The 13,089-nt window shown below is 71.0% G+C and carries 10 protein-coding genes; 7 read left to right on the top strand and 3 right to left on the bottom strand.

The genetic code is table 11. The features are described 5' to 3' along the window. Positions 1–18: 18 nt before the first annotated feature. Positions 19–255 carry an antitoxin gene (locus J1C73_RS15210; protein ID WP_123462759.1) on the bottom strand — a complete coding sequence of 79 codons (237 nt, stop codon included), beginning with the start codon at positions 253–255 and terminating at the stop codon, positions 19–21. A gap of 240 nt (positions 256–495) precedes the next feature. Here J1C73_RS15210 and miaA point away from each other — a divergent pair, with 240 nt between their 5' ends. The 6 genes from miaA to hflX all read left to right on the top strand — a co-directional run bounded on the left by miaA (position 496) and on the right by hflX (position 8,535). Continuing rightward, complete coding sequence (gene miaA, locus J1C73_RS15205; RefSeq protein ID WP_207316841.1) at positions 496–1,434, top strand: tRNA (adenosine(37)-N6)-dimethylallyltransferase MiaA; 939 nt, start codon at positions 496–498, stop codon at positions 1,432–1,434. A gap of 107 nt (positions 1,435–1,541) precedes the next feature. Then, the gene (locus J1C73_RS15200) at positions 1,542–1,982 is read left to right on the top strand and encodes a hypothetical protein (protein WP_207316853.1); all 441 of its coding nucleotides are present in this window, start codon (positions 1,542–1,544) and stop codon (positions 1,980–1,982) included. A gap of 100 nt (positions 1,983–2,082) precedes the next feature. Continuing rightward, entirely contained in the window at positions 2,083–2,955 is an 873-nt protein-coding gene (dapF, locus tag J1C73_RS15195) for a diaminopimelate epimerase (RefSeq protein ID WP_207316840.1), read from the top strand. A 231-nt stretch (positions 2,956–3,186) separates the two neighbouring features. Continuing rightward, complete coding sequence (locus J1C73_RS15190) at positions 3,187–5,301, top strand: RelA/SpoT family protein (RefSeq protein ID WP_207316839.1); 2,115 nt, start codon at positions 3,187–3,189, stop codon at positions 5,299–5,301. A 116-nt stretch (positions 5,302–5,417) separates the two neighbouring features. Further along, the gene (locus tag J1C73_RS15185; RefSeq protein WP_207316838.1) at positions 5,418–6,881 is read left to right on the top strand and encodes a M1 family metallopeptidase; all 1,464 of its coding nucleotides are present in this window, start codon (positions 5,418–5,420) and stop codon (positions 6,879–6,881) included. A gap of 133 nt (positions 6,882–7,014) precedes the next feature. Further along, positions 7,015–8,535: a GTPase HflX gene (gene hflX, locus J1C73_RS15180; RefSeq protein WP_207316837.1), complete on the top strand. Its 1,521-nt coding sequence runs from the start codon at positions 7,015–7,017 to the stop codon at positions 8,533–8,535. 80 nt (positions 8,536–8,615) lie between these two features. On the opposite strand, the gene J1C73_RS15175 is transcribed toward hflX, so the two are convergent. Beyond that, on the bottom strand, positions 8,616–9,788 hold the full coding sequence (locus J1C73_RS15175; protein WP_207316836.1) for a trypsin-like serine peptidase: 1,173 nt from the start codon (positions 9,786–9,788) through the stop codon (positions 8,616–8,618). A gap of 295 nt (positions 9,789–10,083) precedes the next feature. Further along, positions 10,084–11,313 carry a trypsin-like serine peptidase gene (locus J1C73_RS15170; RefSeq protein WP_207316835.1) on the bottom strand — a complete coding sequence of 410 codons (1,230 nt, stop codon included), beginning with the start codon at positions 11,311–11,313 and terminating at the stop codon, positions 10,084–10,086. Positions 11,314–11,684: 371 nt separating this feature from the next. On the opposite strand from J1C73_RS15170, the gene J1C73_RS15165 reads away from it, so the two are divergent. Next, positions 11,685–13,064 (top strand): diaminobutyrate--2-oxoglutarate transaminase family protein, encoded by a 1,380-nt coding sequence (locus tag J1C73_RS15165; RefSeq protein ID WP_207316834.1) that lies wholly within the window; start codon positions 11,685–11,687, stop codon positions 13,062–13,064. Positions 13,065–13,089: the final 25 nt, after the last annotated feature.

Genomic DNA, 13,089 nt, shown 5'->3' with positions numbered 1-13,089 from the left:
GTGTCCTGCCGGACCAGGTCAGGAAGCGGGCGGCGTGGTGCCCCCGTCCTTGTGGGACAGCCGCTCCACCGCGTCCTTCGCCTTCTGGGTGCCGGACACGATCTTGTCGCTGTACTTCCCCTTGGTCTTCTCGTCCACCGTCCGCGCGGCCTTTTCGAGCCCCTCGTCGATCTTGCCCCCGTGCTGCTGCGCGAGGTCGCTGACCTTGTCCTTCGCCGGGCTCAGCTTCGCCTTCAAATTGTCCATGAAGCCCATCGGACACCTTCTCTGCTGGGGGACTGCCTGCGGGAGTTCTCTCCGGCCCGGATACCCGCCGTGCTGTCGCGCACTCTCCCGGCCGCGGCATCGGCGGTCGTGGAGGACGAACGGCGGAACCGTGAGAAAACGTCCATATGTACTCGTCATTTTACGTGACAGGGCATCCGGACGCGCCACGGTCCCGGCTGTCACGCCGTCCATTGGGGAACGGGCCCCCGGGTTTGCGAGACTGTCGGAGTGAGAAGTCCAGCTCCCGCACCGCGGGTCATCGCCGTCGTCGGTCCCACCGCAGCCGGAAAGTCCGACCTGGGGGTGTTCCTCGCCCAGCAGCTCGGGGGCGAAGTGGTCAACGCCGACTCCATGCAGCTCTACCGGGGGATGGATATCGGCACCGCGAAACTGACACTCGCGGAGCGCGCGTCCGTCCCGCACCTGCTGCTGGACATCTGGGACGTGACCGAGGCCGCCAGCGTCGCGGAGTACCAGCGGCTGGCCCGCACCGAGATCGACCGGCTGCTCGCCGAGGGCCGTACCCCGGTCCTGGTGGGCGGCTCCGGCCTCTACGTGAAGGGCGCGATCGACGCCCTGGAGTTCCCGGGGACGGATCCCGCCGTCCGGGCCGCGCTGGAGGCGGAGCTGGCCGAACGGGGCTCCGGCGCGCTGCACGACCGGCTCGCCGCGGCGGACCCGGAAGCCGGCCGCGCCATCCTGCCGGGCAACGGGCGGCGCATCGTCCGGGCCCTCGAAGTCATCGAGATCACGGGCAAGCCCTTCACCGCCAACCTCCCCGGTAACGATGCGGTCTACGACACCGTTCAGATCGGCGTCGACGTGGCCCGCCCCGAACTCGACGAGCGCATCGCCCTGCGGGTCGACCGGATGTGGGACGCGGGACTGGTCGACGAGGTGCGCGCCCTGGAGGCGCGGGGGCTGCGGGACGGACGCACCGCCTCCCGGGCGCTCGGCTATCAGCAGGTGCTCGCCGCGCTGGCCGGGGAGTGCACCGAGGACGAGGCGCGCGGTGAGACCGTGCGCGCCACCAAACGGTTCGCGCGCCGCCAGGACTCCTGGTTCCGCCGCGACCCGCGCGTCCACTGGCTGAACGGCGCCGCGGAGCACCGCGGGGAACTCCCGGGCCAGGCGATGGCGTTGGTCGAACGAGCGGTTACAGCCTGATCACGTGATGGCATCGGGAAGCCCTGCCCGTCAGTTCGGCGACCTGCGGCGTGCCATCATCGAGCATCGATCGACCAGTGGAGTCCGAGTTGGGAGGGCGCGTGGCGATGGAAGCCGGCCCTCGCGACACGGAACAAGACGCACCGGACACGCAGCACGAGGCAGGACGCTTGAGCCCCGACGGGCCCGATGAGCTCGATGTGACCCCCGAGGTCGAGGTAGAGCTGCGCCCCGCCCGCCGGCTGCGTATCTGGCAGCTCGCGCCGATCGTCACCCTCGCCGCGCTGGGATCGCTGATGTTCGCCTTCCCGCTCGCCTTCGAGTTCGGTGACGGCGGCGCGGTCGTCGCCATGCTGGGACTGCTGATCAGCTGCTGCGCCGCGGGCTGGGGCATGATGGCCGCCCGCCGCGTCGGACACAACTGGCCGGGACTGCCGTCCAAGGGCTCGGGGGAGCGCCCCGACTGGCGCGTGATCATGCTCTACGTCGCCGTGTGCGCGGCACTGGTCGCGCTGGCTGTGTGGCGCGTGGCGCGACTGCGTTCCTGAGGCAGGGCCGGACCCCGCCCTGCCGGCGGCAGGTGCCGGAGCCCCTCCACGCGGGCGGCCGGTTCACGGCGCTGTCGGCGCCGCCTCGTACAGTTGTCCCGTGACCACCTCGCAGATCGCCTTCCTCAAGGGCCACGGCACCGAGAACGACTTCGTGATCGTTCCGGACCCGGACAACGCCGTCGACCTGCCCGCCTCCGTCGTCGCCAGGCTCTGCGACCGCCGGGCCGGTATCGGCGGGGACGGACTGCTGCACGTCGTGCGGTCCGCCGCCCACCCCGAGGCGCGGGCCATGGCCGACGAGGCCGAGTGGTTCATGGACTACCGCAACGCGGACGGCTCGATCGCCGAGATGTGCGGCAACGGCGTACGGGTCTTCGCCCACTACCTCCAGCGCTCCGGCTCGGTCGAGGAGGGCGATCTCGCGGTCGCCACCCGCGGCGGGGTGAAGAAGGTGCACCTCGCCAAGGACGGCGACATCACCGTCTCCATGGGCCGCGCGCAGCTCCCGGCCGCCGGAGTCACGGTCACCGTCGGGGACCGCAGCTGGGGCGCCCGCAACGTGAACATGGGCAACCCGCACGCGGTCGCCTTCGTCGACGATCTGGCGCACGCCGGCGATCTGCTCACCGAGCCGGCCTTCGGCCCGGCCGCGGTCTACCCCGACGGGGTCAACATCGAATTCGTCGTGGACCGCGGCCCCCGCCATGTCGCCATGCGCGTTCATGAGCGCGGCTCGGGGGAGACCCGGTCCTGCGGCACCGGCGCCTGCGCCGTGGCCGTCGCAGCGGCCCGGCGGGACGCGGCCGATCCCGCACTGACCGGCACCCCGGTCACGTACACCGTCGACCTCCCCGGCGGCACGCTGCTGATCACCGAGCACCCGCACGGCGAGATCGAGATGACCGGACCGGCCGTGATCGTCGCCGAGGGCAAGATCGATCCGGCCTGGCTCCACGCGCTGAACGGCTAGGGTCCTCCGCCTGGATCAGGTGGGTTCAGGGTGGATCGGGGTGCGGTGCCGGACCCCGTGAGCCAGGCATGATCCAAACGAGGGGCCCTGGGGCTTCGCTCGAATGGGTGATCCGTTTCACGCTGGGCGAGAGCTGGACTCCGCCACGTGGTGGGGTCGGTAGCATCAAGCACCGGCCCGGAGGCGCGACCGCACCTCCCCACCGCCGGTCGACGCCGCCGGAGGTGCCCCATGAGCGCAGAGGCCACCAACCCAGGTGCTCCCATCCGCAGACGGGGCCGTCCCCGGATCGACCTCCGCAGGCTGGGGCGGGTCGCCCTGCTCGGCCCGGTCTCCCGGGACCGGCTGCCGGACGCCATCGGCCATGTCGCCGAGGCGCACCGGGCCCACCATCCGGACGCCGACCTCACCGTCCTGCGCCGGGCCTACGTCCTCGCGGAGTCCTCGCACCGTGGGCAGATGCGCAAGAGCGGCGAGCCGTACATCACACACCCGCTCGCGGTCACCCTGATCCTCGCCGAACTCGGCGCCGAGACCACGACGCTGACCGCGTCCCTGCTCCATGACACCGTCGAGGACACCGAGGTGACCCTCGACCAGGTGGGGGAGCAGTTCGGCGACGAGGTCCGCTACCTGGTCGACGGCGTCACCAAACTGGAGAAGGTCGACTACGGCGCGGCGGCCGAGCCCGAGACCTTCCGCAAGATGCTGGTGGCCACCGGGGACGACGTCCGGGTGATGTCGATCAAGCTCGCCGACCGGCTGCACAACATGCGCACGCTCGGCGTGATGCGCCCCGAGAAACAGGCCCGGATCGCCAAGGTCACCCGCGATGTACTGATCCCGCTCGCGGAACGGCTCGGCGTGCAGGCGCTCAAGACCGAGCTGGAGGATCTCGTCTTCGCGATCCTCCACCCCGAGGAGTACGAACACACCCGAGCCGTGATCTCCGCCGCCACCGCCGCGGCGGACCCGCTCACCGCCATCGCCGGGAACGTCGCCTCGGTGCTGCGGGAGGCCGGTATCCCCGCCGAAGTCCTCGTCAGACCACGGCACTTCGTCTCCGTCCACCGGGTCAGCATCAAACGCGGCGAACTGCGCGGCACCGACTTCGGGCGGCTGCTGGTGCTCGTCGGCGAGGACGCCGACTGCTATGCGGTCCTCGGTGAACTCCACACCTGCTTCACCCCGGTGATCTCCGAGTTCAAGGACTTCATCGCGGCCCCGAAGTTCAACCTGTACCAGTCGCTGCACACCGCGGTGGTGGGCCCCGAGGGCGAGGTCGCCGAAGTCCTCATCCGCACGCACCGGATGCACAAGGTCGCCGAGGCGGGGGTCATCGCGCTCGGCAATCCGTACGCCGCGGACAGCGGTGCGCAGACCGTCGAGCCAGCCGACGGCGAACGCGCCGACCCGACCCGGCCCGGCTGGCTGTCCCGGCTCCTCCAGTGGCAGCAGTCCGCGACCGACCCCGACACCTTCTGGACCACCCTGCGCGCCGACCTCGCCCAGGACCGCGAGATCACGGTCTTCCGCACCGACGGCGGCACGCTCGGCCTGCCCGCGGGCGCCAGCTGCGTCGACGCCGCCTACGCGCAGTACGGGGACGCGGCGCACAGCTGTATCGGGGCACGGGTGAACGGCAGGCTGGCCACGCTCGGCACCCCGCTCGGCGACGGCGACACCGTACAGCTGCTCCTCACCGAGGACGCCGCGTCGGGGCCCTCGCCCGGCTGGCTCGACCACGCCCGGACCCCCACCGCCCGCATCGCGATCGCCGGCTGGCTCGACGCCCACCCGCAGGATCCGGAGACCGTCCACGGCAGCCGGCCCGCGGACCCCAGGCCCGGACCGCAGCCCGCGCCGCCCGGATCCGCGGGGCCGGCCGGCCGTAGCGCGAGCGCCCTGGTCGAACGGTCGGGCGCCACCGTGCGGCTCGCCGGCTGCTGCACCCCCGTACCGCCCGACGACGTCACCGGCTTCACGGTGCGCGGCGGCGCGGTCACCGTCCACCGGCTGGCCTGTCCCGCGGTGGCCCGCATGGAGGCCGTCGGCCGGGTGCCGGTCGCGGTGAGCTGGGGCGATGCGTCCGAATGCCGGGTGACGCTGGTCGCGGAGTCCTTCGGACGGCCCCGGCTGCTGGCCGACCTCACCGAGGCGATCGCCGGCGCGGACGCGGCGATCATCTCCGCCACCGTCGAACCGCCCAGTGAACAGCGCGTGCGGCACACCTACACCCTGCAACTCCCCGACGCCGCAGGACTGCCCGCGCTGATGCGCGCGATGCGTGACGTACCGGGGGTGTACGACGTGAGCCGCGCCCAGCACCCGGCCGCCGTTCTCTGACCCCGGCGGACTCCAGGCCCCGGCCGGCAGGCATCGTCCGCCACCGCGGATCTCGTTCGAGTGGCGCGGCGCGCGCCGTCCCGCGAGGGGCGGGGCAGCGCTGGTAGCCGTAGTCCATGCCGTTCCTCTCCCGCCGTCTGCGCGCCGCTCTGCTGGCCACCGCATCGGCCACTCTCGTCGCCGCCACCCTGCCCGCACCGGTGCCGCTCGGTATCGGCGACCCGCTCTTCCCCCACCTCGGCAACCCCGGATACGACGTACTCGCCTACGACATCGGACTCGACTACCCGGGCAGCAACAGCGAACCGCTCGAAGCCGTCACCACGATCGACGCGCGGACGACGGAGCCGCTGGACCGGATCAACCTCGACTTCACCCGGGGCACCGTGCACTCCGTCGAAGTCAACGGCCTGCGCGCCGGCTTCGCGGTCGAGGACGAGGACCTGATCGTCGAGACGCCCGGCCGGCTCCCGGCCGGCGTGCCGCTGCGGATCACGGTCCGGCACACCAGCGATCCCCGCGGGGAGCAGAACAGCGGCGGCTGGGTGCAGACCGCCGACGGGCTCGCCATGGCCAACCAGGCCGACGCCGGGCACCGGGTCTTCCCCGGCAACGACCACCCGGCCGACAAGGCGTACTTCACCTTCCGGATCACCGCCCCCCAGGAGTTGACGGTGGTGGCCAACGGGCTGCGCACCGGGCGTACCCGGCACGGCGACCGCACCACCTGGACCTACCGCACCGACCACCCGATGGCCACCGAACTGGCCCAGGTCAGCATCGGCAAGTCCGCCGTCGTGCGGCGGACCGGGCCGCACGGACTGCCGGTGCGCGACGTAGTGCCGGCCGCCGACCGGAAGCGGCTGGAACCGTGGCTGAAGAAGACACCCGGGCAGCTGGCATGGATGGAGAAGCAGGTCGGCCGCTACCCCTTCGAGAACTACGGCGTGCTGATCGCCGACACCGACACCGGCTTCGAGCTGGAGACCCAGACCCTGTCGCTCTTCGAGCACCGCCTGTTCACCGACGGCGGCTACCCCGAGTGGTACGTCGACTCGGTCATGGTCCATGAGCTGGCACACCAGTGGTTCGGCGACAGCGTCTCGCCGCGCACCTGGTCCGATCTCTGGCTGAGCGAGGGGCACGCCAGCTGGTACGAGGCACGCTACGCGCAGGAGCACGGCGACAAGTCGCTCGAACGCCGGATGCGTGACGCCTACACCAGGTCGGACGGCTGGCGCGCCGACGGCGGGCCGCCCGCGCGCCCCGACGCGCCGGCCCCGGGCGAGAAGATCAGCCTGTTCCGGCCGGTGGTCTACGACGGCAGCGCGCTGGTCCTGTACGCGCTCCGCCAGGAGATCGGCCACCGCGCCTTCGACCGGCTGGAGAGGCTCTGGGTGCGCAAGCACCGCGACTCCAACGCCGCCACGGCGGACTTCACCCGGCTGGCATCCCAGGTGGCGGGACGCGACCTGACCGCGTTCTTCGACGGCTGGCTGTACGGGACGAGTACGCCGCCCATGCCGGGCCACCCGGACTGGCACAGCACCGCACCGTCGGGCGAGGGGAAACCCGCGTGACGGGCCGGGCGCACCATGTCACTATCGACAGGTCGCCACGGCGGCCGGACCGGAGCGTTCCCCGTGCGGGAATCATCCGGGGAGGTCACGCGTTGTGACTGCTGTAGACCACTTCTATCGACGTAAGGATCCAATGACCTCCTCTTCTTCCCTTCCCCAGGACGCGCAGGACGCGCAGAGCGCCACGGAGAACGTCACCGAGAGCCTCACCGAGCCCCTCCGGGCCGACGCCCTGATGGAAGAGGACGTCGCCTGGAGCCACGAGATCGACGGAGAGCGGGACGGCGAACAGCTCGACCGCTCCGAGCGCGCCGCACTGCGGCGAGTGGCGGGACTCTCCACCGAGCTCGAGGACGTCACCGAGGTCGAGTACCGGCAGCTGCGCCTGGAGCGTGTGGTGCTGGTGGGTGTGTGGACCTCGGGCACCGTGCACGACGCGGAGATTTCGCTCGCCGAGCTGGCGGCTCTCGCCGAGACGGCCGGAGCCCAGGTGCTCGACGCCGTCTTCCAGCGCCGCGACAAGCCGGACGCGGCCACCTACATCGGTTCCGGCAAGGCCCTGGAGCTGCGCGACATCGTCCTAGAAAGCGGGGCCGACACCGTCGTCTGCGACGGTGAGCTCAGCCCCGGCCAGCTGATCCACCTGGAGGATGTCGTCAAGGTCAAGGTGGTCGACAGGACCGCCCTGATCCTCGACATCTTCGCCCAGCACGCCAAGTCCCGTGAGGGCAAGGCGCAGGTCTCGCTGGCACAGATGCAGTACATGCTGCCGCGGCTGCGCGGCTGGGGTCAGTCGCTGTCCCGTCAGATGGGCGGCGGCGGTTCCAGCGGCGGTGGCGGCATGGCGACCCGTGGTCCCGGTGAGACCAAGATCGAGACGGACCGGCGCCGGATCCGCGAGAAGATGGCGAAGATGCGCCGGGAGATCGCGGAGATGAAGACCGGCCGCGAGATCAAGCGCCAGGAGCGCAAGCGCAACAAGGTGCCTTCGGTCGCGATCGCGGGCTACACCAACGCCGGTAAGTCCTCACTCCTCAACCGGCTGACCGGCGCGGGCGTGCTGGTGGAGAACTCGCTGTTCGCCACCCTCGACCCGACCGTGCGCCGGGCCGAGACGCCGAGCGGCCGGATCTACACGCTGGCCGACACCGTCGGATTCGTACGGCATCTGCCGCACCACCTCGTCGAGGCGTTCCGCTCCACCATGGAGGAGGTCGGCGAATCCGACCTGATCCTGCACGTGGTGGACGGCTCGCACCCGGTGCCCGAGGAGCAGCTCGCCGCCGTGCGCGAGGTGATCCGCGAGGTCGGCGCGGTGGACGTGCCCGAGATCGTGGTGATCAACAAGGCGGATGCCGCGGATCCGATGGTGCTCCAGCGGCTGCTGCGCATCGAGAAGCACGCGATCGCGGTGTCGGCCCGGACCGGCGCCGGAATCGATGAGCTGCTCGCGCTCATCGACAGCGAACTGCCGCGGCCCTCGGTCCAGATCGAGGCGCTCGTGCCGTACACCCAGGGCGGACTCGTCTCCCGGGTGCACGCCGAGGGCGAGGTGATCTCCGAGGAGCACACGTCGGAGGGCACCCTGCTCAAGGCCCGGGTGCACGAGGAACTGGCTTCGGACCTCGCCCCGTTCGTGCCCGCGGTGCACTGACCGCGGCGCAGCACCGTACGGACCGACGGCCCGCTCCCCATCCAGGGAGCGGGCCGTCGGCCGTTCGTCGTGCGGTGTCGTCACTGACCGCCGAACTTGTCACTCATCATCGTGAAGATCTGCTCGGCGCCCCGGCCCAGGTGGGGCCCGGCCAGCCAGCCCGAGGTCACCGGGCCGATGGAGGTGTTGGAGACCAGTGCGGGCTTGCCGTCGTCGCCCTTGCTGAACCAGCCGCCGCCGGAGGAACCGCCGGTCATGGTGCAGCCGATGCGGTACATCGTGGGGGTGCCGGGGCTGATGGAGAGCCGGCCGGGACGGTCGACACACTTGTGCATGATCAGGCCGTCGTACGGCGGGGCGGCCGGGTAGCCCCAGGCGCCCATCGCGCTGATCCGCTTGGCCCCGGGGGCGTCGAAGTCGACCGCCAGGGCGTTGCCCACGGTCTCCTCCAGGGACTTCGCGCCCTTCTCCGGCTTCACATGCAGGACCGCGTAGTCGTACGGCGCGCCCTCGCCGCCGGTGGGGCCGCCGTCGGCCAGCCACTCGCCGGAGGTGGTGGCCCAGTCGGCCCAGTAGGCGCCGTACGGGGCGATCTCCTGGGGCTGCGCGTTCCGCAGCGCGGCGGCGTCCTTGCCCTGGTCGTTGTACGCGGGGACGAAGACGATGTTGCGGTACCAGCCGCCCTTGGAACCGGCGTGCACACAGTGGCCCGCGGTCCACACCAGGTTGGACCTGCCCGGGTTCTTCGGGTCCTTGACGACCGTGCCCGAGCAGACCATGTGGCCCTCGGGGGAGTCGAAGAACACCTTGCCGACCGGGGCCGCGTAGTCGTGGTACGGCGTCTTCTCGCGCTCGGCCCTGACCGGCTTCGGCTCGGGGTCGCTGACGCCCTGGTCGCCGGAGAAGTCACCGGCGGACATGGTCTTGGCCGGGTCCTTGGCGGACTTCATCCGGTCGGGCTTCCACAGCCCGTCGATGACCGGGTTCACGAAGTCCCTGGCCTCACGCAGCCACTTGTCCTTGTCCCAGTTCTTCCACTCGCCGTTCTTCCACTTCTCCGGGTCGACACCGTGCTTCTTCAGCGTGTCGGCCAGACCGGCGGACAGCCCGCCGTCGGCGCCGCCGGCACCGGCGGACTCGGTGGCGGCGGGCTTGTCGGCCGCCTGGTCCTCGCTCGGACCACAGGCCGTCGCGGTCAGCGCCAGTGCCGCGACGAGGCCGGTGGCTGCGAGCAGCGGACGTATGGATCGCATGGAAAAGATTCCCCCTGAAATCTGAAAATGGCATGAGCGTGTCATGCGAAACGCCGGTCGGACCGGCGGTCGGTGATGATGCGGGACCACCCTATGACGGCCGGAACCGGGGTTCTTGCCACCGGCCGGTGCGCGGTGGCGGGCGAGGTCCACGGGCCGGAGAGCCGGGCGCGGCGGTGCCCGGAACAAGGTCCGGACAGGCCAGGGGCCCTCGGCTCCGGCGGACAGCCTTCCCGCCGGAGCCGAAGGCCCCTGACCGGCCGTCACCCGTGGCTAAATGGGTGACGGCCCGTCCTCACTGTCCCGCGTACTTCTTGCTGACCGAGTCGTAGACCCCCTTGGCCTCCTTGCCGAGGCGCGGTCCGGCCAGCCAGCCGGCCGTCACCGGGCCGATGGAGGTGTTCGAGACCAGTGCGGGCTTGCCGTCCTGGCCCGCCGCGACCCAGCCGCCACCGGAGGAACCGCCGGTCATGGAGCAGCCGATGCGGTACATCGTCGGGTCGTCCTTGGTCAGCGAGAGCCGGCCCGGCCTGTCCTCGCACTGGAACATCTTCTGGCCGTCGTACGGCGGAGCGGCCGGGAAGCCGGTAGCCGTCATATCGGCGATCTTGGGTACGGCCGGGGCGTTGAACTCGACCGGCAGGGCCGAACCGACCGTCTCCTCGAGGGACTTTCCGTTCGAACCCTTCTCCGGCGTGACGTGCAGCACCGCGAAGTCGTACGGGGCGGCCAGACCACCGACCGAGGAACCCTGGTCGATCCACTGCTCGGAGGTCTGTGCCCACGAGCCCCACCACACGCCGTACGGGGCGACCTTCTCCTTGGGCGGGTTGTTCTGGAGCTCATCGGTCGACAGACCGCTGTTGTTGTACGACGGCACGAAGGCGATGTTGCGGTACCAGCCGCCCTTCTTGCCCGCGTGGACACAGTGGCCGGCGGTCCACACCATGTTGGACTTGCCGGGGTGCGCCGGGTCCTTCACCACGGTCGCCGAGCAGACCATCGATCCCTCGGGGCCGTCGAAGAACAGCTTCCCGGACTCGGCGGCGTTGTCGTGGAACGGGGCCTTCACGCCCACGGCCCGGACCGGCGCGGGGGTCGGGTCGGTCACGCCCTCGTCACCCGAGATGTCGTTGTCGACGGGCTTCTCGGGCGACTTGTCGGCGTCCCGCATCCGGTCCGGGTCCCAGAGGCCCGCGATGATCGGATTGATGAAGTCCTTGGCCTCACGCAGCCACTTGTCCTTGTCCCAGTTCTTCCACTCGCCGTTCTTCCACTGGCCGAGGTCTATCCCGTGCTCCTTGAGCCGGTCCTTGAGATCGTCCGGGACGGTGATCTTGTTGTCCGACGTCTGGCCCGCGGAGCTGCTGTTCGGCTCGGCGCTCGCACCGTCGTCGCTCGGCCCGCAGGCGGTCGCGGTGAGCGCGAGGACGGCGGCGACCGCCGCGGTGGCGAGTACGGGAGAGGCGGAGCGACGGGCGCTCCCTTCGCGGCGCGCGGTGGCCGCTGGTCGAATGAGTCGCATCTGGTGATCCCCCTGGGACTTCGTAACTCAACGCTTCTGTACTGCTCTTGTGCACGGCGCACCGGACTTGCGTACGGCACGCCGGCAGTTCCCCGGATGGCGATCCGAGACTGCTCCGGAGGTGCCGCGACCGCCGGGAGGCTGTCCCGGAGGCTCGGCGCGGTCCCCCACTATGCCGGTGCCGGTCCGGACGGTGCGCGGCAGGGGCATGGTTCCGCTCCGCAAGGGTCTTCAGATTTACCCGTGATCCGCTGCGTCCTGGATCGTTGGTACGTACGGGGGACACAGGGACAGAGTTCACCCCCGCGGTCCGTCCCTGCGGAATCGTGCTGACGTGCAACGCAACTGTTACAGCGGGAGGATCAAGAGTCGTGGCCGTGACCGAACCAGCTCCGGCGGCACCGCCGGCGGCGTACGAGGGAATCCTGCGCCGCCAGGCGATGCGCGAGTCGGCCGCCCGCACCTACGCGCGGTCGCTGCCGATCGTCCCGGTACGGGCCAGGGGGCTGACCATCGAGGGTGCGGACGGGCGGCGCTATCTCGACTGCCTGTCCGGAGCAGGGACGTTGGCCCTCGGCCACAACCACCCGGTCGTCCTGGAAGCGATCAAGAAGGTCCTCGATTCGGGCGCACCCCTGCATGTGCTCGACCTGGCCACTCCGGTCAAGGACGCCTTCACCACGGAGCTGTTCGCCACGCTGCCGCGTGAGTTCGCCGACAACGCGCGGATCCAGTTCTGCGGACCCGCCGGTACGGACGCTGTCGAGGCGGCCTTCAAACTGGTCCGCGCGGCCACCGGACGCAGCGGTCTGCTCGCCTTCACCGGCGCCTATCACGGCATGACGGCCGGCGCCCTCGCGGCATCCGGCGGCGCCGAGGACGTACGGGTCACGCGTCTCCCGTACCCGCAGGACTACCGCTGCCCCTTCGGTATCGGCGGCGAGCGCGGTGCGCAGATCGCCGCGCGGTGGACCGAGAGCGTGCTGGACGACCCCAAGAGCGGAACACCCGCGCCGGCCGGAATGATCGTCGAACCGGTACAGGGGGAGGGCGGCGTCAACCCCGCCCCGGACGGCTGGATGCGCCGGATGCGGGACATCACCGCGTCCCGGTCCATCCCCCTGATCGCGGACGAGGTCCAGACCGGCGTCGGCAGGACCGGTGCCTTCTGGGCCGTCGAGCACAGCGGGGTCGTTCCCGATGTGATGGTGCTGTCCAAGGCCATCGGCGGCTCCCTCCCGCTCGCAGTGATCGTCTACCGCTCCGAACTCGACACCTGGCAGCCCGGTGCCCACGCGGGCACCTTCCGCGGCAACCAGCTCGCGATGGCGGCGGGCACGGCCACCCTCGCCCACGTCCGGGAGAACCGCCTCGCCGAGCGGGCCGCAGTCCTCGGCGCCCGGATGCTGGCGAACCTGCGGGCACTCGCCGCTGACCACCCGTGCATCGGCGACGTCCGCGGCCGGGGCCTGATGATCGGCGTGGAACTCGTCGACCCCGAGGCGGCCCCGGTGGACGGAGGGAACGAGGCACCGCCCGACCCGGTGCTCGCCGTCGCCGTCCAGCAGGAGTGCCTGCGCCGCGGTCTCATCGTCGAACTCGGCGGCCGTCACTCCACGGTCGTACGCCTGCTCCCTCCCCTCACGCTCACCGACGAACAGGCAACAGCGGTCGTCGACCGCCTTGCCGATGCCATGGCAGCCGCGGAGCGCTCACCGCACCGACGGACCGCGACCGGATCGATCCGCTGACCCCGGACACCACCACAGGAAAGAC

The sequence above is a fragment of the Streptomyces laculatispora genome (assembly GCF_017353455.1).
Lineage (GTDB): Bacteria > Actinomycetota > Actinomycetes > Streptomycetales > Streptomycetaceae > Streptomyces > Streptomyces laculatispora.
Note: the sequence above shows the minus strand (reverse complement) of the source record. Positions and strands in the feature narration are given on the sequence as shown.